The following is a 19,810-nucleotide window of genomic DNA, read 5'->3' as shown; positions in this document are numbered from 1 at the left end:
ACTCACCCGTGTTTCATCTATTTACGTGATTTAAAATTAAGCTGCGTCTGCATTTTCAATATTAAAATTGGCAGCCCACTCATTCAGAATGTTTTGATATGGCTTGATAAAGTTTTCTTCTGTCCATTTGCCCTGTTTAACTGCCAACTGACCACGTTCAACACGGTCATATACAATACGGGTTAATGAGTAATCGCCAAAGCTTAAGCTTGGTTGATACACTAAGCCTGCTGTCGCATTGGTGTTGTAAATTTCAGGACGGTAGATTTTTTGGAAGCTTTCCATGGTGCTGATCGCACTGATCAATTCAAAATCTGTATAGTCGGTCAGTAAGTTATTTGCTGAATAGAATGCCAATGGCGCAGTCGCATTTTCAGGTTTGAAGTAACGAACGCTTAAGCCCATTTTTGCAAAATAATCATCTGTACGGGAGTGATCATCATTGGTGTATTCCACACCTAAGATCGGATGCACATTTGCAGTACGGTAATAGGTTTTTGTCGTTGAAACACTTAAACAGATGACAGGTTGTTTCTTAAATTCAGCTTTAAATACCTCTGAATTGATTAAGTGTTGATATAGCTTGCCATGTAAATCGCCAAAATCTTCAGGTTTTTCATTGAATTTGCAGCCGAGTGTTGGCAATACCACGCTGAAGTCATAGTCACGTACATACGATGAAAAACTGTTGCCGATCATACCTTCAATGCGTTCATTGGTTTTATGGTCGATGATGGTGCTTTTTAAAGTTTCAATAAATGGGAAAGTTTGACCATTGCCCTCAATGTCAATCTCGGCAGAAATAATATCGATTTCAAGGGAATAACGATCAGCATTCGGATTGTCACAGCTAGCCAAACTATTAAAACGGTTATTAATCATTGCCAAGGTACGGCGCAGATTTTCTTCACGGTGTTCGCCACGTGCCAAATTGGCAAAATTAGTGGTCAGACGTGTGCTGTCAGCTGGTTTATAGTTTTCATCAAAACGAATACGTTTAAGTGAACATGCAAATGCGTTACTCATGGGAAATACCACCGAATTTCAAAAATAAATTTAAATGTTTTCAATGAGGATATTTATACTTCAAAGCCAAGATGAATAAAAATGATTTAATCTAAGGTAAAGCTGAGTAAAATTCATGTAAGATAAAAATGAAACAACAAAACCCAAAAATACAATTATAAGACATTGAAATAATTAATTATTTTTATAAATTAAACTTTTACCCATGGGCAAATAAAAAATCTATTCTTCTTGCAATAAATACGTTGTTACTGATCAATCTTATGAAATTTTGAGTATTTACATTTATGCTATGTAAAAAATTAACGATTCAAATGCGCCATTTTCTAAAATAAATACATGAATATCATGTTGAATTGGGGTGAAAAAAACCAATGATCATTGTAAAAACGGGGGATGTTCATACTGCTAAGATGAAAAAATATCAATATTGTGTCACTCAAGCTCAATACAGCTTTTACGTTTCAACAGCACCCAACTCAATATTTTTTAAAATCGCACAATCTGCCTGATCATTGCCAGAACAACAATTCGCAGAATGTTGTAGTAAGTCAACCATCGCTTGCAATTGGGCAATTTTGTCATTTAACACTTGAATATGCTGTAAAGTCAGTTGTTTCACTTCAGCACTTTGACGTTCGGTATTTTTCCACAGCGATAATAATTCTTTCATTTGCTCAGAGGAAAAACCTAAATCACGCGCATGTCGAATAAAATTTAAGGTTTTTAAATCTTGTTCTGAATAGATACGATAACCTGAAGCCGCACGCTTTGCTGTATCCAACAAGCCGATTTGCTCATAATAACGAATCATTTTATTGGAAATGCCTGACTGTTTAGACACCTGACCGATATTCATCTTCCACTCCTAATAGATATTCAGAGTTTAAATCCAAGCATTTAAACTCTGAATATAAGACTTTTTATGCGTCAAATTTAAGTGCATGAAAATATTTTAAACGTAATGCATTAGCCAAGACAAATACGGAAGACAGCGCCATCGCCCCTGCGGCAAAAATTGGTGACAGTAAAATATCAAAACTTGGATATAAAATCCCTGCGGCAATGGGAATCAAGGCAATGTTGTAAATAAATGCCCAAAATAAGTTTTGCTGAATATTACGAATAGTCGCTTTACTCAGCGCAATTGCATTTGGTACGCCTTGCAAATTACCAGACATCAGAACCACTTCAGCAGCTTCCATCGCAACATCTGTACCCGTGCCAATCGCAATACCAACATCTGCTTGTGCCAATGCGGGTGCATCATTGATGCCATCACCAACAAATGCCACACGACCATATTTTTTCTGTAACTGTTTCACCACTTCAACTTTACCATCAGGCAAAACTTCAGCTTCGACTTGATCTATTTTTAACTTTTGGGCAATAGCGTTAGCTGTATGACGGTGATCGCCTGTGATCATGGCAACTTTCAAACCAAGTTGATGTAAAGCATCAATCGCAGCATAGGTCGAGTCTTTAATCGGATCGGCAACAGCAACAATTGCGGCAAGTTTTTGATCAATCGCCACATAAATAGGAGTTTTGCCTTCATTGCCTAAACGTGCAGCTTCGGCTGCAAATGCACTGACATTGACTCCAATTTCATGCATATAACGGTCAGCACCAATTTGGACTGCTTGACCCTCAACTTCAGCTTGAATCCCTGAACCTGTCACCGAGTCAAAAGCGGTTACAGGCAAGAAATGGATATTCTCCTGTTGTGCCGCATCGACAATTGCCAACGCAATCGGATGTTCAGACTTGGCTTCAACCGATGCGACAATTTGTAAAACTTGCTCACGAGCAAAACCATCCATCACTTGAAAATCAGTTAAAGTGGGTTTTCCTTCAGTCAATGTCCCCGTTTTATCGACTGCAACCACGTTTATATCTTGCAAAAGTTGTAAGGCTTCACCTTTACGGAACAATATCCCCATTTCTGCACCACGACCTGTCCCGACCATAATGGACGTTGGTGTTGCTAAGCCCATAGCACACGGACAGGCAATAATCAGTACCGCAACGGCGTTGATCAAGGCGAAAGTCAGTGCAGGATCAGGACCGAAGATTAACCAAACAAAGAAAGTGAGCAGTGCTAAACCCATCACCACAGGAACAAACCACATAGTGACTTTATCGACTACAGCTTGAATGGGCAACTTTGAACCTTGTGCTTGCTCAACCATATGAATGATTTGTGCCAAAACAGATGCTTCGCCAATCGCCGTGGCACGAATATTCAATGTCCCATTTTGGTTAATCGTCCCGCCGACAACCGATTGACCTACAGATTTTTCAACAGGGATGGGTTCACCTGTAATCATCGACTCATCAATATAACTATGCCCTTCAACAACTTCACCATCGACAGGGACACGCTCACCAGGACGAATTTCTACAATACAATCACTCGTTACATTGGCAATGGGTACTTCTAAAATCTGGCCATCTTGATGAATACGGGCAGTTTTTGGCTGCATACCGATAAGATGTTGGATGGCTTGAGATGTTCGTCCTTTAGCTTTGGCTTCAAAATAACGCCCCAATAAAATTAAACTCACAATCACCGCAGCGGCTTCATAATAAACGTGCACTGTACCTTGCGGTAAAAGCTGCGGTAAAAATGTAGCCACCAAGGAAAAACTATAGGCTGCCAATGTTCCAACTGCCACTAAGGAATTCATATCTGGTGCAAAGCGCAATAATGCAGGAATCCCTTTTTGATAAAATCTACGCCCTGGAAAAATTAACACTAAGGTCGTCAGTACACATTGAATCAGCCAACTTTGATATTGTCCGATATGATGCATCATCCACATATGAAATGCAGGAATCATATGTGAACCCATTTCTAAAATAAAAACAGGTAAGGCTAAAACCAGTGAAATAATGAGATCTCGTTTTAACTCCTGTAACTCACTATTTTTTTTATCTTGTTGTTGAGTTTTATTGCTTGAAACAAGTTTGGCATCATAGCCTGCTTTTTGCACAGCTTGGATTAAACGATCACTGCTGATATGGGCATCTGCCTGAATCCAAGCTTGTTCAGTAGCTAAATTAACATTGGCTTGTTGCACACCTTCCACTTTTTTGAGTGCCTTTTCCACACGTGCTACACAAGAAGCACAAGTCATGCCTTCGATGGTCAGTTCAATGGCAGGGCTTGCTGTCACATCATAGCCTGCTCGTTCCACAGCTTTGATCAGCAATTCACGGTCTAAAGGATGAGATGATTGAATAACGGCTTTTTCAGTCGCTAGATTCACATGTGCAGTGTCTACCCCCTCGACTTTTTTCAAGGCTTTTTCGACTCGTCCCACACATGAGGCACAAGTCATGCCTTCAATTGACAAAGTTTCCTGATACTGTTGTGAGCTCATATTTGACCTCTCATTTAAAATTCTGTTTTAAGCATACAGATTGACATCATGGTAAGGTCAAGTGAATTTTAAAAATAGATTTAAAGCTTGACTTTACCATCGTGTTAAGGTTTAGACTTGCTTTAAACGATAACTTCTCTTGGAGAATAGCCATGAAATTATTGATCGAGAATATGACCTGTGGTGGTTGCGCGCGTGGTGTCACTGCAACCATTCAAGATGTGGATAGCCATGCCAAAGTTGAGGTTGATTTGGTAAGTAAAATTGTCACTGTTGACACAACTGCGAGTACAGATCAAATAACTGCGGCTTTAGCAGAAGATGGTTTTCCTGCCAAAGTTCAGTAATTCGCTACACTTCATTAAAAAGCCAACTGTTCATCTCATTTGGCTTTTTTTACATCATAAAATGATCAAAAACCGAGATGCTTATTATATGAAATCCCTTCTAAATCATAAACTTGGTAAATACAATCAAAAAAAGATTTAATATCTTCTGTATATTGTTCTTTACGAACAGCCATAACGACATGTGTGATCGCATTCAAATCTAGAATAGGAATAAATTTCAAATTGGTTAAACAAATATTTTTAGCACTTTCAGGTACAATTACCATGCCATCACCAGCAGCAGCAAAACCACATGCCAAAGCCATTTCTCGCACATAGCGCACATGCCTAGGCTTTAAATTGTGCTGTTCAAATAAAGCTGCTATATACTGCGAATAATTAAGCTGATCATTTTTTGGATAAAAAATTAAATCTTCATCGACCAATTCTTCTAAAAAAATACCTTTCTTACATGCTAATGGATGACCAGCATGTATCGCTAATACTAAAGGTTCATCTCGTAATTTAGTTCGAATAATCTCAGGATCATCAAAATTGATCCGACCAAAACCAATATCAATTTTTCGATTTTTTAATGCCTCCACCTGTTCAATTGAAGACAGTTCCACCAACTCAATTTTTAGATGAGCATTTCTTTGTTTAAATAAAAAAATTATTTTAGATAAATAACCAAATAATAATGATCCAACAAAACTCAAAGTAATCGTTCGATCAATCATACCGATTTTTTTTGTCATACTTTTTAATTCATCGGCTTGACTTAATAATTGTAAAGCATGATTATAAAAAAATCCCCCAGCCTCAGTCGTCATTAAAGGTCGACTGCCCCTTTCAAATAACTGAACACCCAGTTCTGCTTCTAAGTTTTGGATTTGTCGACTTAAAGGTGGCTGAGCAATAAATAATTTTTCAGCAGCTTTGGTAAAACTTTGTTCCTCAACCACTGCCACAAAATATTTTAAATGTCTAAGCTCCATGTCTATATATCCCTGTTTAAAATTTCTGAATCAAGCATCGTTGATATATTGATTTGACATTAAAGAATAATCTATTTTTAGATATGAAAAAATTATTCAGTAAAAATGAATCTTAAGTACAGAAATTCAATTCAATCTTGAAATAATCAAAGATTTGAATATTCAAAATTTAGATTTAATCAACAATCTATTGATACGCAGCAGTTAAACCTACTATTTATACAAAAAGCGAAGCTTTATACACATACAAAATTCATCTATTAATTTTCAAAAATTAACAGCCATTAAATAAAAAACTCAATATTTTTTTAATAATCTGTCCTTATTATCCTATAAGAGATTAAAAATGAAACCTCTTTTCAGCTTGTTGACCTTATTTATGATTTCTGTACATAGTTATGCGAGTGACCCCTTAAACGGTACGGTATGGAAAACCATCGATGATCGAACACAAAAACCCATGTCACTTGTCCAATTTAAAGAAAATGCTAATGGCACATTGTCTGCAAGCATTCAAAAAGTTTTTGAAACGAGCCAAGCACAAAAATGTACAAAATGTATCGGAAAATATCAAAATAAGCCTTTAATTGGACTTAAGATCATTTCCAATTTAAAAAATTCAGGTCATCTGAAATATACAGGGGGAAGTATTACAGATCCACAAACAGGTAAAACATATAAATTTAATGCCAATTTATCTGAAAATGGGCAAGTTTTAAAAGGACGTGGTTTTATCGGTGTATCTGCATTTGGACGTTCACAAACATGGTTAAGGGTAAATTAGGATTACACTATCTTTGCTGTGGACAAAAGACATATTTAACTCAGTGAAATTGTTTAATTTATGCAATTTATCTAGCTGTAATGCTGATCCTTTGCATACAATTCTACCTTTGAAAATAAAGTCGATCTCGAAATGATGAAAAGTTTGAAATTTATATCTATATGGGCAATTTCACTTTACGTTTCGATCTCTTCACATGCGAAAGATACGATCTACCTCATTTCTAGTTCATCTGCCTATGATGAAAGTTACATCCCTAAAATAACTCAGGCTTTTGAAAGTAAAGGCTTTAGTGTGAATACACAATATCTAAACCAGCAGCTTTCAGACTTTGGCTATGTAAACACTGACCATGAACGCGCTAAAAATCTGATTGCTGCTTTAAAAAATGATCGCGTGAAATATCTTTGGTTTGTACGGGGTGGCTCGGGGGCTTTAAATTTATTGCCTGAACTACATTCAGCAATTAACCCAATCAAGCAAAGCACACCGAAAGTTCTCATTGGTTTTAGTGATGTGACAGCCATTCATTATTTTATCAACAATGAAATTGGCTGGAAAAGTATTCATGGAACCACCGCCGCAACAGGCAAAATTATCAATGCACCGACTGCTGCTTCTACTGAAACAACGGCATCAATCACAAATATAAATAATACTGATGAAAATCAAAATGATATAATTGATGAAATCTTCTCAACTTTAGAAAATGGTGTGCATTATCAAGGACTCTTACCGTTAAATCAGGCAGCAAAAAACCACTTTGATCAGGGCATATTAACAGGAGGAAATTTAACGCTTGTACAAACGTTATTTTCGACCAAATATGAACGTCGTTGGCAAAATAAAATTCTGTTACTTGAAGATATTAGCGTAACCTATAAACAACTTGACCGTTTATTACATCAAATTTTATTTAAGAAAGATTTTCACCCTAAAGCTATCGTGTTTGGACAGTTTTATCCCAGTAAAACCAATGATGGAGAACGTTTAATTTACAAAGAAGTGATTCGAACATTTGCCGAAAAAAGTCAAATTCCTGTGTATTATTATCCTTATTTTGGACATGGAAAAATCAATAAACCTTTTATTTTAGGTGGAAAAGCACATATTGCTTGTCCTCAGGACTCAGATTATTGTTCTATCTTTCAAGAAAAATTTTAAATAATTTTTAAAATAAAAAACCGAGTTAGATCAACTCGGTTTTACAGACATTAACCCAGCTCAGCTAAAATTTTATCCAGTGTCGGATTACTTTGTTGCCATTTCGGTTGTTTGTCTTTATCAACAATCAAAGCACGAACACCTTCAACAATATCGCCATGTTCGAACCAAATATCCTGTAAATCACGCTCGATTTGCATACACTGCTGTAGAGACAAACTCCGTCCAAGATGTTGTAGCTTTAAACTGGCTTGTTTAGCAATGAAAGAACGTTGCTGCAAAGTATTCAGCACTTTACTTGCCCATGCTTGATATTCTGTATCAGTTTCATTTTCCAGACTATTTTCAATTTCTGCTAGACTTTCAAAACCAAAATGCTTACGAATATTTTCAGCCAACAAGCTCAATTCGCTCTGTGTCGGATGGGTAATAAACTTCGCAATCATTTGACCAATGCTTTCTTTCGTTAAATGTTCAGCTTGAACCAAAGTCTGTTGTAAAGCTTCGAATTGCTCACTTGGCACATGATAATCAATCAAATCTAAATATAAGGCATCACTACTGCTGATTTGATCACCCGTCGTTGCCAAATAAACACCAATATCATCTAAACGAGATAAGAAGTGTGTTGCCGCCACATCAGGGAAAAAGCCTATTGCCGTTTCAGGCATAGCAAAACGTGATTTTTCGCTACTGACAATGATATGACATGCTTGAGCCAAACCAAAACCGCCACCCAAAACATAGCCATCAAGTAAAACAATAACAGGCTTTTTTGATGCTCGAATGCTATTTAGCATGTCATATTCGGCACTAAAATAAGCTTTATGGTCTTCAGTACCATTTTTATAACTATCATAAAGATAGCGAATATCACCACCTGCACAAAAGGCTTTAGGGCTATTTGACTTAATTAAAATCGCTTGGATGCTGTCTTCATTTTGCCAATCTTCAACTTGGTGACGAATGCTATTGATCATCTGCAAAGATAAAGCATTTAAACTCGGTACACGATCCAAAGTGATCATGCCCAATGCACCTTGTTGTTCGATAATTAAGTGATTTTCTGTATTCATGTCAGCATTCTCTTATTGATTTTTAAACTGCGCTTGACGTTTTTCAACAAAGGCTTGCATGCCTTCTTTTTGGTCGAGTGTAGCGAAAATAGAATGGAAAGTACGGCGTTCGAAACGTAAACCTTCAGCTAAACTGACTTCAAAAGCACGGTTAATCGATTCTTTGATCATCATGGTGGCTACAAGTGATTTTTCAGCAATTTTCTCAGCCGCTTGCAAAGTTTCTCGCAATAATTCTTCTTTCGCAAAAACACGCGCCACTAAACCACTTTGCTCTGCTTCTATTGCGCCCATTTGACGTGCGGTTAAGCACATTTCCATAGTTTTCGCTTTGCCAATAGCAAGTGTCAAACGTTGCGTCCCCCCGATTCCAGGAATAACACCCAAGGTGACTTCAGGTAAGGCAAACTTGGCATTATCTGCGCAGTAAATAAAATCACACATCAATGCCAATTCACAGCCACCCCCTAAGGCATAGCCACTCACCGCAGCAATCAATGGCTTACGACGTTGTGCGATACGATCAGCCAAATTAAAGAAATCATCAAAATAAATATTGGGGAATGTTAAATTTGCCATTTCTTTAATATCTGCACCCGCAGCAAACGCTTTTTCTGAGCCTGCAAGGACGATACACCCAATTTCACGGTCTTGTTCTAGATCATCCAGTGCTAAATTAACTTCACGAATGAGTTCAGTATTTAATGCATTGAGTGCCTTTGGACGGTTTAACGTGATTAAACCTACACCATTTTTCTTTTCTAATAAAATCGTTTCAAACTGCATTTTTCATTCCTTGATTTTGAATCTAATCTCTTATTTTTTAAATACTTTATAAACTACGTGCAATCACCAAACGTTGAATATCGCTCGTACCTTCATAAATCTGACAAATACGCGCATCACGGTAAATTCGCTCGATTGGGAAGTCTTTGAGATAGCCATATCCACCATGAATTTGCAGCGCTGCTGAGCAAACACGCTCCACCATTTCCGAAGAAAACAACTTTGCCATCGAAGCTTCATTTAAGCATGGCTGTCCTGCTTCTTTTAAGCGTGCTGCATGATGTACCAACTGACGTGCTGCTTCAATTTCCGTTGCCATACTAGCTAAACGAAATGCCACCGCTTGATGCTCAAAAATAGGTTTACCAAACGTAATACGGTCTTTGGCGTATTGCGTTGCTTCTTCAAGTGCGGCACGTGCCAAACCCACAGCTTGCGCTGCAATCCCGATACGTCCACCTTCAAGATTTGACAAGGCGATTTTTAAACCTTCACCTTCTTTACCTAACATCAAACTTTCATGAACGCGTACATCGGTTAGCGCAATTTGACAGGTATCAGACGCATGTAAACCTAATTTTTCTTCAGTACGAATGACTTCATAACCTGCTGTTTCACGCGGGACGATGAAAGCACTGATGCCTTTTTTTCCTGCACTTGGATCTGTCACAGCAAAAACAATAATCACGCCTGCGTTATGACCTGAGGTAATAAATTGTTTTGCGCCATTAATCACCCAGTGATCACCGTCTTTAACTGCACGGGTTTTAATCGCAGCAGCATCTGAACCAGTATGCGGTTCGGTCAAAGCAAAAGCACCGATCATTTCACCTTGTGCCAAAGGTTTTAAATATTTTTCTTTTTGCTCATCTGTGCCAAATTTGGCAATGGGTACACAACCGACAGAGTTATGTACGCTCATAATAGTTGAGGTTGCGCCATCTGCTGCGGCAATTTCTTCTAGCGCTAAAACATAGGCTAAATTTCCAGTTGCTGAGCCGCCCCATTCATCAGAGATCAACATACCTAAAAAGCCCAATTGTCCCATTTGTGACAATGCATCTTTTGGAAATGTGCCATGACGATCCCAATCTGCTGCATTTGGCTTAATTTGCTCTTGTGCGAAATTTCTCGCCATATCCTGAATTAACAATTGTTCTTCGGTAAATTGCATCTTGTTTTCCTTTACAAAAATTCCTTAACTTTCATCAAGTTTTAACATATTATTTTTTATGCTGAATACTCGATGAAAGTCTTATATTGATTAACCTGCTTGCTTTGCCGTTTGTTTGGCAATCTCTTGATTGCGTAGTAAAAAGCGCTGAATCTTACCGCTTGGAGTTTTTGGTAATTCCTGAACAAATTCGACTTGACGTGGATAAGCATGTGCAGATAAACGTTTTTTGACAAATTGTCCAAGTTGTTCAGCGAGTTCGTCACATGCTGTTTTGCCTTCTGCCAAAATCACGAAAGCTTTCACAATTTCAGTTCGCTCAGGATCAGGCACACCCACCACAGCAGCTTCAATCACCGCATCATGCTCAAGCAAAGCGCTTTCTACATCAAAAGGACCAATACGATAGCCTGACGTTGTAATGACATCATCACTACGTCCAACAAAACTCATACTGCCATCTGCATGTAATTCTGCGGTGTCTCCAGTTAAATAATAATGCTTTAAAAATGGAGACTTACGGCTTTCTTTATAGCCACCAAACCACATCATTGGGGATTGTTCGATATCCACTGCAAGGATTCCCGGTGTATCTGTCGGCAGCTCATTGCCTTGCTCATCTACAACCGCCACCCGATACCCTGGACTTGCATAGCCTGCGACACCTGCTCGAACATCATGACTGAGTGCATGATGATTACAGACCACCATGCCTGTTTCAGTTTGCCCATAGTGATCAAAAATTGGGGCATCTAGAACTTGTTTAAACCATCTAAACACTTCTGGATTTAATGGCTCACCTGCGCTACTGACCACGCGGAATTTACCTTTGAGTTTTGCCATTTGCTGAGGATCAGCTGCCATCATCATACGGTAGGCTGTTGGTGCACCTGCCAAATTGGTCACTTGGTAATCATCAACAATCTGACACAAGCTGTCGATACTAAAACCACCTTCGTAGAATAAAGTCGAATGACCTAACAGTAATGGTCCTGTGATGCCATAGTACAAACCATACGCCCAACCGGGGTCAGCAATATTCCAAAATGAATCATCTGCTTTTAAACCAATCGCATCTTTCATGTAGTTGCCAAAAGCGATTAAAGCTTTTAATGGTACTTCTAACGGTTTTGCAGGACCTGTCGTACCCGAAGTAAACATGAGTAAAAATGGGTCTTGGATCGTTTGCATGACCAATTCACATTGATCAGACTGTGCATTGACCACATCCCAAAAGTTTAAATCGCCTGGTTTAACCCCATGACCGTCATGATCTGCAACCGTCACGATTTGTGGGCAATGGGCAATTTCATCCAATTTGCTACGGTTACCTACATCGGAAATTACCAATTTACTTTGTGCTAACTGCACACGATGCTCAATCGCCTTCGGTCCAAAAGCGGTGAATAACGGTTGATACACTGCCCCAATGCGCCAAGCCCCTAAAATCACCACTAAAAGTTCAGGTGTTCGGGGTAATAATCCCGAAACTCGATCACCTTTTTGTACACCTTGCGATTTTAAAAAATTGGCAAATTGGCTTGACCATGTTTTCAATTGGCTAAAGGTATATTGTTCTTTGCGCCCATCTTTTCCTTGCCAATATAATGCGACTTTATTCGCATCTGCTTCTGCATGACGGTCACAGCATTCATAGCAAGCATTAACTTGATCTAATGAACCCGAAAGCATTTCTTGAGCAGCTTGATTTAAATCAAATGCTGCCGCTACATCTTGATAATTCAACATCGTTTAAGCTCCGTCTAGATTTGTTGTTATTCATGACATGAGTGAATATTTATCGTTATGCCATCCTTTGGCATGAAACTATTAAGCTTGTGGTGGTAAATATTGCTGAATAATGCTGGAAAAATCTAAGTGCGCATTACCTTGCAAACACAACTGTTGATACATTTGTTGCACCAAACCACCTAATAAAATCGGTTGTTTGACTTGCCCTGCTGCTTCGATAGCTAAACCTAAATCTTTCAGCATGAGTTGCGTAGCAAAACCATCCGTATAGCCACGACCCGCAGGTGCATTGGCTGAAATATCAGGCCAAGGATTACACACTTCCGAACTCCAACAGCGACCACTTGAACTATTCACGACACCTGCAAGTGCTTGTGGGTCAATACCGAGTTTTGCACCCAATGCCATTCCTTCAGCAACCGCAGCCATTGAAATGCCTAAAATCAAATTATTACAAATTTTAGCAATTTGCCCTGCGCCAACATCACCACAATGTACAATGTTTTTACCCATGTGTTGCAAGACAGTCTTCGCTTGTTCAAATACAGCATCATCGCTACCGACCATAAAGGTCAATGTACCTGCTTGCGCTCCAATCGTACCGCCTGACACAGGTGCATCACAGATTTTAATCCCTTTTTCAGCACCAACCTCTGCGATATCTTTGATCGTTTGTGGATCAATGGTACTGCTATCAATACATAAGCTGCCTGCTTTAAGCACGGACAACACACCATTTTCCCCCAAATACACCTCTTTCACATGTTTTGCCGCAGGTAACATGCTGATCACCACATCAGCATATTGCGCCGCTGCCTGAGGACTGTCACACACAATCCCACCAGCTTCGGTGAAGTGCTGAATTGCCACTTCACTGAGGTCAAAACCGTATACCGTTAAACCTGATTTGAGGAGGTTTTGAGCCATTTTACCGCCCATATTCCCTAAACCAATAAAAGCAATATTCATCCTTGAACTCCTAAATTTTGTGTATTTACACGCAGGTTTTAACGTAGGTTAATGGTGGTGTTGACTTCACCTTTTTCTTGAGTGTCTTCAAACCAACGGCTGGTAATGGTTTTGGTTTGTGTATAGAACTGTACCGCTTGCTTACCATAAGGACCTAAGTCGCCAAGTTTTGAACCACGTGAACCTGTGAAGCTAAAAAATGGCACAGGTACAGGAATTGGAATATTAATACCGACTTGACCGATATCAATGGTATTTTGGAATGTACGTGCAGTTGCACCACTTTGGGTAAATAAGCCCACACCATTACCAAATGGATTAGCATTAATCAGTTCAATCGCCTCATCTAAAGTGTCTACATTGATAATGGCAAGCACAGGACCAAAGATTTCTTCTTTATAAATGCGCATATCTGTTTTGACATCATTGAAAATGGTCGCACCAACAAAGTTGCCATTTTCATAGCCCACAACTTGTACATCACGACCATCAAGTAACAGCTCTGCACCTTGCTCTACACCGCTATTGATTAAGTCCATCACACGAGCTTTGGCACGAGGAGAAATCACTGGACCAATGTCGGTATTTGGCTCATGTCCTGCATTCACTTTTAAGGTTTTGGCTTTTTCGACCAGTTCATCTACCCAGTTTTTACTTTCACCGACCATCACTGCAACAGAAAGTGCCATACAACGTTGACCTGCCGCACCAAATGCCGCCCCGACAAGCGCGTTTAAAGTTTGTTCTTTATTGGCATCAGGCATCACCACGACATGGTTTTTTGCGCCCATCATCGACTGAACACGTTTACCATGTTGTCCTGCAAGGTTATATACATGCGTTCCGACAGCCGTTGAACCAACAAAAGAAATCGCTTTAATATCTTGATGGGTACATAAACGATCAACCACTGCTTTACCGCCGTGTACAACGTTTAATACGCCTGCAGGTACACCCGCTTGTACAGCAAGCTCAACCAACATCATGGTCGATAATGGATCTTGTTCAGAAGGCTTCAATACAAAAGTATTTCCGCAAACAATCGCCATTGGGAACATCCACAAAGGAATCATCGCAGGAAAATTAAATGGTGTAATGCCTGCACACACACCAAGTGGTTGCTGCAGCGTATACGTGTCTACACCACGTGCAACACCTTCGACATATTCACCCATTTGCAACGTACCAATTGAACATGCATGCTCAACGACTTCTAAACCGCGTTGGATATCGCCCTCAGCATCAGCCAAGGTTTTGCCTTGTTCAGCCGTTAATACTTTTGCAATGTCTTTCATGTTGTCACGGATCAAGTCCTGTAACTTCAACATGATACGCATACGTGCTTGAATTGGTGTTAAACGCCATGTTTTAAAGGCTTCTTGAGCAGCAGCAATGGCAGCATCAACTTCATCCAGTGTTGCCATTGGCACACGACCTAACACTTCCTGTGTTGCAGGGTTAACAATGTCTTGCCAATCCGAAGTTTGTGATTCTACAAACTGTCCGTTAATTAATAATTTAGCCGTCGTTGACTGAATATTTGTGATGCTGTTCATAACCTCTCCATAGGTACTATTTTTTGTTGTTTCATTGTTTGAAAATAACTTGAAACTCAATTCAGTCTATTTTCTGTATTGCTGTTTCATTTGAGACTAACAAAGAAAAATTTGACGACCAATAGAAATTCACGCACGATTGTTGTGCAAAAATGCACATGGAAGAACAGTAAAAATGAAAGTGGATTGGGATCATTTACAATATTTTTTAGTCTTGGCACGTGCAAAAACACTGACCAATGCAGCACGTATGATTGGTGTCGAACATAGTACCGTTTCTCGAAGAATACAGGCTTTGGAGTTAGCTTTAGGAACGCCATTATTTAAACGTGAAGCAACGGGTTATGAACTGACCATAGAAGGTTTGGCACTTGTCCCACGTGTTGAACAAATGGAACAGGCTTTTTTACAAATCGAAAAACCACATCAACCTTTACAAGGTCGTGTGCGTATTGGCACACCAGAAGGTTTTGGTACTGCATTTTTAGCTAAATTATTGGCAGAATTGTCCAAAAAATACCCCTTACTCACCATTGATTTAATCCCTGTACCGAAAATGATTAAGCTCTCACATCGTGAAGCTGACATTGTGATTTCGATTGACCGTCCTAAATCTGGACCTTATATCATCACCCGTTTGACCGACTATTGCTTAAAAATTTATGGCAGTAAAGACTATCTTTCAAAAACCCAACCCATTCATAAACTTGAAGATTTAAAACAACATCGTTTTGTTAATTATATTGATGATTTGGTCTATAGCCCAGAATTATATTGTTTAGAACGGCTACCATTACAACTTGCTGCCAACTTTAGAAGTAGCAGTATTTTGGCACAGCAAATCGCAGTCAGCGCAGGCGCAGGATTGGCAATATTGCCCAAATTTTTAGCCAATGACCAACCTGAACTTGAACAAGTTTTGCATGACGAAGTGCGCTTTGTACATACTTTTTGGATGCTGACTTTGGTCGATTTACAACATGAACCACGCATTAAATTGGTCTGGGATTTTCTAAGAGCGCAAGCGGATGAATATCAACATTTATTGATGGACTAATTTTTTATTTTTTAAACAACTTGCATAAGACCCTAAACTTAGGGTCTTATATTTCAAATACTTACAAAAAGTGATGATTTTAACATCACTGTTCAAAAACTTCTTTTAAGTCTTTCGGCATCCCTTGAGCAGACTTAAATTCACCTTTACTGTCTTTCCAAATCACCGCAGGCGTTGCAAAGAAACCATATTTATCCATGAGTTCCTGATTAGCATCAATTTTTTTGGCAATTTCAGCAGGAATATTTTGCATTGGTTTTAAGGATTGATCACCTGATTTTAAATTAAGTTGACTAAAAACTTGCTCAGGATTTTTCGATGTTAATAAAGTCGCCACCTGCCCACGACTTTCTTTGCGGATCACAGCCACTTGAATGTGACGTAATTGAACTTTTCCTGAATTTACCCAAGGACGTGCCTTTTGCCAAAACTGATGACAATAAGGACAATTCGGGTCAGAAAAAACATAAACAACACGTGGTGCATCTTTTTTACCGTCTTGAATATACGTTGATTTTTCCAATGACTGCCAGACATCATCTAAAACAGCGCCTTTGACATGCTTTTCTAATGCTTCGACGGATAAGTTTTCCCCTTTGGCATTATATAAGTCTCCCACGATATAATATTTTTGATCATTTGAAATGAATACTGTCGCAGGATATTGATCTCTATGCCCTGCCCAACCTGTCATATTTGTAGGTGCAGGAATTTCCTTCACAAATTCAAAGCCTTCATTTGCAATTTGTTGCTGCAATGGCGTGAGCGCAAAACTTGTACTTGCACTACCAAATACACATAAAGTTAAAGCAATTTTTTGTGATAAATAACGAATATTTTGCATAATTTCTACCTATTTTAAATGATCAGAATTCGAAATTTTCTTTAAATACTGTTGCAGCATGGCAGGACTCAGTTCGCCCATATGACGATCCATCAATTGTCCTTGTGAGTTAAAAAATAGTGTACTTGGCAAACCAAACATCTTCATTTCTTTGGCAAGTTGACCTTGCGAATCCATCAAAACATATTGAAAAGAAAAATGATGTTTATTTAAATATTGCTGAATTGTCACCACATTTTCACCTTGGTTCAGCATGACAAAATTGACATTTTTAAATTGAGTTTGCGCTTGTGCCAATACAGGCATCTCACGATGACATGGTGGACACCAACTCGCCCAAAGATTGACAACAGTTGGCTTACCTATAAATTGTTTTAACGGAATTTGTTGATGTTCAAGGCTATAAAATTGCATTTTAGGGTAAAAACGGTGTGGCTTCTGCCATTGTTTTAAGCCCAAACTAAACGCACAAATTAAAGTGAAAATAGTCACAAAAATGACTTTATTTTCAAGTTTAAATGCACGATTTTTCCATAAAAACCACACAATACCTACAATTACACCACCATATAAATGGAAGCCTTTGTCTTGAACCTTAAGCATGTCGATGGGAGATGCCAAATACACCTCTAGATTGGACAGCACAAAAACCAATCGTGCTGCGATCAGCCCCACCCACAGTGTCGTCCATAAAGAATCAGAAAAAGTCTGCCAAGTTTCAGCCGCCCAGTGCTGTTTCTTCTGTAAAATTTTGCCAACAATGTAGACCAAAATTAAACCTAAGAGCACCAACAGCAGTGGAAATGGCAGCATAAAAGGGCCTAAATGAATGGCTTCAGCAGAAATCATTGCGCATTCTCTTGCTTTAACTGAACAAGTTTTTGCAAAAATTGTGGTGCTGTAAATGTGCCTGTTAAACGTAAATCGCGCATTTCTTGCTGCTGTGCATTAAGGAAAATCATGGTCGGTGGACCCAAAATTTGCCATTTTTTCAATAATGCATCTTGTGAAGCTTCAGGATGAGTTAAATCCAATTTAATCCGTACCACATCTTGCACAGCAGCTTGTACATCTGCACGAGGAAAAACTTCTTTTTCAATCGGTTGGCATGCCACACACCAATCTGCATAAACATCTATAATGATGGGTTTTTGTGTATTTTGTGCCAATACTTGTTCAAGTTGCTGTGCATTGCTCACTTTGATCCAAGGATGTAATTGCGCTAATTTTTCCGCAGCATTCATTTGTTGAAGTGCTTGACGTGTTTGCCAAATTCCTGTACTGGCTGTTGCTAAAGCAATCACTAGCACCAAGATTTTATAGGGTAATTGAACAACATGACGGATGATCGCAAACAGATAAATCGTCATCGCAAACAGTAAAATTGCCAGTAAAACAAAGTAGATCATGGACGGTAATAAAGGACGTGCAAAGTAAACTGCCATCAACAACATGACAAAACCAAAGCTAAACTTTAAACGATCCATCCATAATCCAGGCTTAGGTAAATATTTCGAACCAAATACACTCGCAACAAACAATGGAATACCAATACCTAAGCCCAGTAAGAACAGATAAAAGCCCCCCCAGACAGGCTGTTCAAGATGCGAAACATACAATAACGCCCCAGCCAAAGGCGCACTCATACATGGACCCACAATCAGTGCGGAAATTGCGCCCATCATACCTGCACCGACTAAGGTTCCGCCCTTTTGACGTTGTTGTAACTGATCTAAACGTTGTAACAGTCCACGCGGTAAAGAAATTTGATAAAGCCCAAATAAATTTAATGCAAAAACTACAAATAAAATCGCAAAAACACTGATAAATATTGGATTTTGAAACCAACGCTGAATACCGAAACCGAGCTGTGAGACCACCACTCCCATCAAGCCATAGACCAAAGCCATACAGATCACAAAGGTTGAGGCAATCGCTGCCGCTTTGTACCCCTTACTACGCTGTACTAAAATGCCTGATAAAATAGGAATCAATGGTAAAGAACACGGCAGAAATGCCAGTAAAATTCCTAATGCTAAAAACAATAAAATATTTAAGAAAATATTTTGCTGATTCAATAGTTTTAAGAAAAATTGATCGTTATTTAACTCATTTTGCAGTGATTCATTTTGTTGCTCAGGTACTGGTGTTGCCGCATTGCTCGATGTTGCTTGAATCGTTTGTACTTGGCTTGCAGATGAATCATCTTCTTGCACAAGTGTTGTTTCAGGAGGGATATTTTTTGTTTTATCTAATTCAGCTGTTTGTTCTTTGATCGGCACAGCATCGTCTGCAACTGTATTCTTTAGTAAGCGATTATTTTCACTGGTATTATTTTCTAACAACGGCGCAGATGGATTTATACCCACTTTGGCTAATTTTTGTTGTGGCAATAAACCCGATGCATCCGTTTGAATTGTTGTATGTTGCAAAGGATAACATAACCCATCCTCCGAACAGCCTTGCCATTGCACACGATATTCTTGATTAGGCTTAACATTAAGGGTTGTTGTCACTTGATGATAATGCACATTGGTTTTACCAAAGGTGGGGTCATCTTTTTCTTTTCCCTGTGGTAATTTCAGTGCAAGCTCTTTTTGCGCTACACTGACTTTAAATTGGTCATGATATAAATAATAATGTGGTGCAACTTGCCAATTCAGTTCAGCTTGTTGTTGTGAAATCGAGTGCGCCTGAAATTTAAACGCTTGATCTGGGGGTAAAAAATCCTCATTCGCAAAAATAGCTGTCGAAGCTAAGCTCAGTACGACACCTGTTAAGGTTTTGATAAACATATCTATCAATCTAAATAATGTGACTGAATGCATTATCATCGAAAATGGGTTAAGAGAACATTAAGACTTGTTTTTCTTTGTAAAATCTAGGGTCTATAGGCATTTTATCTACAT

17 protein-coding genes are annotated in these 19,810 nt (G+C 38.8%); 4 read left to right on the top strand and 13 right to left on the bottom strand.

Annotation, left to right across the window (positions count from 1 at the left end):
- Positions 1-36 precede the first annotated feature (36 nt).
- The 3 genes from HUV91_RS04055 to HUV91_RS04045 all read right to left on the bottom strand — a co-directional run bounded on the left by HUV91_RS04055 (position 37) and on the right by HUV91_RS04045 (position 4,412).
- Positions 37-1,026, bottom strand: coding sequence for a putative oxygenase MesX (locus HUV91_RS04055; protein ID WP_174492611.1), 990 nt, complete (start codon positions 1,024-1,026; stop codon positions 37-39).
- A 457-nt stretch (positions 1,027-1,483) separates the two neighbouring features.
- Positions 1,484-1,885, bottom strand: coding sequence for a Cu(I)-responsive transcriptional regulator (gene cueR / locus HUV91_RS04050; protein WP_174492610.1), 402 nt, complete (start codon positions 1,883-1,885; stop codon positions 1,484-1,486).
- 64 nt (positions 1,886-1,949) lie between these two features.
- A complete protein-coding gene (locus HUV91_RS04045; RefSeq protein ID WP_174492609.1) occupies positions 1,950-4,412 on the bottom strand; it encodes a heavy metal translocating P-type ATPase in 2,463 nt (820 codons plus the stop codon).
- Positions 4,413-4,564: 152 nt separating this feature from the next.
- On the opposite strand from HUV91_RS04045, the gene HUV91_RS04040 reads away from it, so the two are divergent.
- Positions 4,565-4,759, top strand: a complete 195-nt coding sequence (locus tag HUV91_RS04040) for a heavy-metal-associated domain-containing protein (RefSeq protein ID WP_130073483.1) — start codon at positions 4,565-4,567, stop codon at positions 4,757-4,759.
- 65 nt (positions 4,760-4,824) lie between these two features.
- Here the strand turns inward: HUV91_RS04040 and HUV91_RS04035 are convergent, their stop codons facing one another.
- Positions 4,825-5,739 carry a LysR family transcriptional regulator gene (locus HUV91_RS04035; protein WP_174492608.1) on the bottom strand — a complete coding sequence of 305 codons (915 nt, stop codon included), beginning with the start codon at positions 5,737-5,739 and terminating at the stop codon, positions 4,825-4,827.
- A gap of 346 nt (positions 5,740-6,085) precedes the next feature.
- Here HUV91_RS04035 and HUV91_RS04030 point away from each other — a divergent pair, with 346 nt between their 5' ends.
- Positions 6,086-6,523 (top strand): DUF2147 domain-containing protein, encoded by a 438-nt coding sequence (locus HUV91_RS04030; protein ID WP_174492607.1) that lies wholly within the window; start codon positions 6,086-6,088, stop codon positions 6,521-6,523.
- A gap of 132 nt (positions 6,524-6,655) precedes the next feature.
- Complete coding sequence (locus HUV91_RS04025; protein WP_174492606.1) at positions 6,656-7,687, top strand: LD-carboxypeptidase; 1,032 nt, start codon at positions 6,656-6,658, stop codon at positions 7,685-7,687.
- Positions 7,688-7,737: 50 nt separating this feature from the next.
- Here the strand turns inward: HUV91_RS04025 and HUV91_RS04020 are convergent, their stop codons facing one another.
- The 6 genes from HUV91_RS04020 to HUV91_RS03995 form a co-directional block, all read right to left on the bottom strand.
- Positions 7,738-8,763, bottom strand: a complete 1,026-nt coding sequence (locus HUV91_RS04020) for an enoyl-CoA hydratase/isomerase family protein (protein WP_174492605.1) — start codon at positions 8,761-8,763, stop codon at positions 7,738-7,740.
- A gap of 12 nt (positions 8,764-8,775) precedes the next feature.
- On the bottom strand, positions 8,776-9,549 hold the full coding sequence (locus HUV91_RS04015; RefSeq protein ID WP_174492604.1) for an enoyl-CoA hydratase: 774 nt from the start codon (positions 9,547-9,549) through the stop codon (positions 8,776-8,778).
- A 46-nt stretch (positions 9,550-9,595) separates the two neighbouring features.
- Positions 9,596-10,723, bottom strand: a complete 1,128-nt coding sequence (locus tag HUV91_RS04010; protein WP_174492603.1) for an acyl-CoA dehydrogenase family protein — start codon at positions 10,721-10,723, stop codon at positions 9,596-9,598.
- Positions 10,724-10,813: 90 nt separating this feature from the next.
- Entirely contained in the window at positions 10,814-12,472 is a 1,659-nt protein-coding gene (locus HUV91_RS04005) for an AMP-binding protein (protein WP_174492602.1), read from the bottom strand.
- An 81-nt stretch (positions 12,473-12,553) separates the two neighbouring features.
- Positions 12,554-13,444 carry a 3-hydroxyisobutyrate dehydrogenase gene (mmsB, locus tag HUV91_RS04000; RefSeq protein WP_174492601.1) on the bottom strand — a complete coding sequence of 297 codons (891 nt, stop codon included), beginning with the start codon at positions 13,442-13,444 and terminating at the stop codon, positions 12,554-12,556.
- A 38-nt stretch (positions 13,445-13,482) separates the two neighbouring features.
- The gene (locus tag HUV91_RS03995) at positions 13,483-15,000 is read right to left on the bottom strand and encodes a CoA-acylating methylmalonate-semialdehyde dehydrogenase (RefSeq protein WP_174492600.1); all 1,518 of its coding nucleotides are present in this window, start codon (positions 14,998-15,000) and stop codon (positions 13,483-13,485) included.
- A 175-nt stretch (positions 15,001-15,175) separates the two neighbouring features.
- On the opposite strand from HUV91_RS03995, the gene HUV91_RS03990 reads away from it, so the two are divergent.
- Entirely contained in the window at positions 15,176-16,057 is an 882-nt protein-coding gene (locus HUV91_RS03990; protein ID WP_174492599.1) for a LysR family transcriptional regulator, read from the top strand.
- Positions 16,058-16,142: 85 nt separating this feature from the next.
- Here HUV91_RS03990 and dsbG read toward each other — a convergent pair whose 3' ends face one another.
- Genes dsbG through dsbD form a run of 3 tightly spaced genes read right to left on the bottom strand, consistent with a single transcriptional unit; the run spans position 16,143 to position 19,696 of the window.
- On the bottom strand, positions 16,143-16,901 hold the full coding sequence (dsbG, locus tag HUV91_RS03985; RefSeq protein WP_174492598.1) for a thiol:disulfide interchange protein DsbG: 759 nt from the start codon (positions 16,899-16,901) through the stop codon (positions 16,143-16,145).
- Positions 16,902-16,910: 9 nt separating this feature from the next.
- The gene (locus HUV91_RS03980; RefSeq protein WP_174492597.1) at positions 16,911-17,750 is read right to left on the bottom strand and encodes a TlpA disulfide reductase family protein; all 840 of its coding nucleotides are present in this window, start codon (positions 17,748-17,750) and stop codon (positions 16,911-16,913) included.
- On the bottom strand, positions 17,747-19,696 hold the full coding sequence (gene dsbD, locus HUV91_RS03975) for a protein-disulfide reductase DsbD (RefSeq protein WP_174492596.1): 1,950 nt from the start codon (positions 19,694-19,696) through the stop codon (positions 17,747-17,749). Before dsbD ends, HUV91_RS03980 begins: the two co-directional genes overlap by 4 nt.
- Positions 19,697-19,810 lie beyond the last annotated feature (114 nt).

Source organism: Acinetobacter sp. Marseille-Q1623 (assembly GCF_902809895.1).
Classification (GTDB): domain Bacteria; phylum Pseudomonadota; class Gammaproteobacteria; order Pseudomonadales; family Moraxellaceae; genus Acinetobacter; species Acinetobacter piscicola_A.
Note: the sequence above shows the minus strand (reverse complement) of the source record. Positions and strands in the feature narration are given on the sequence as shown.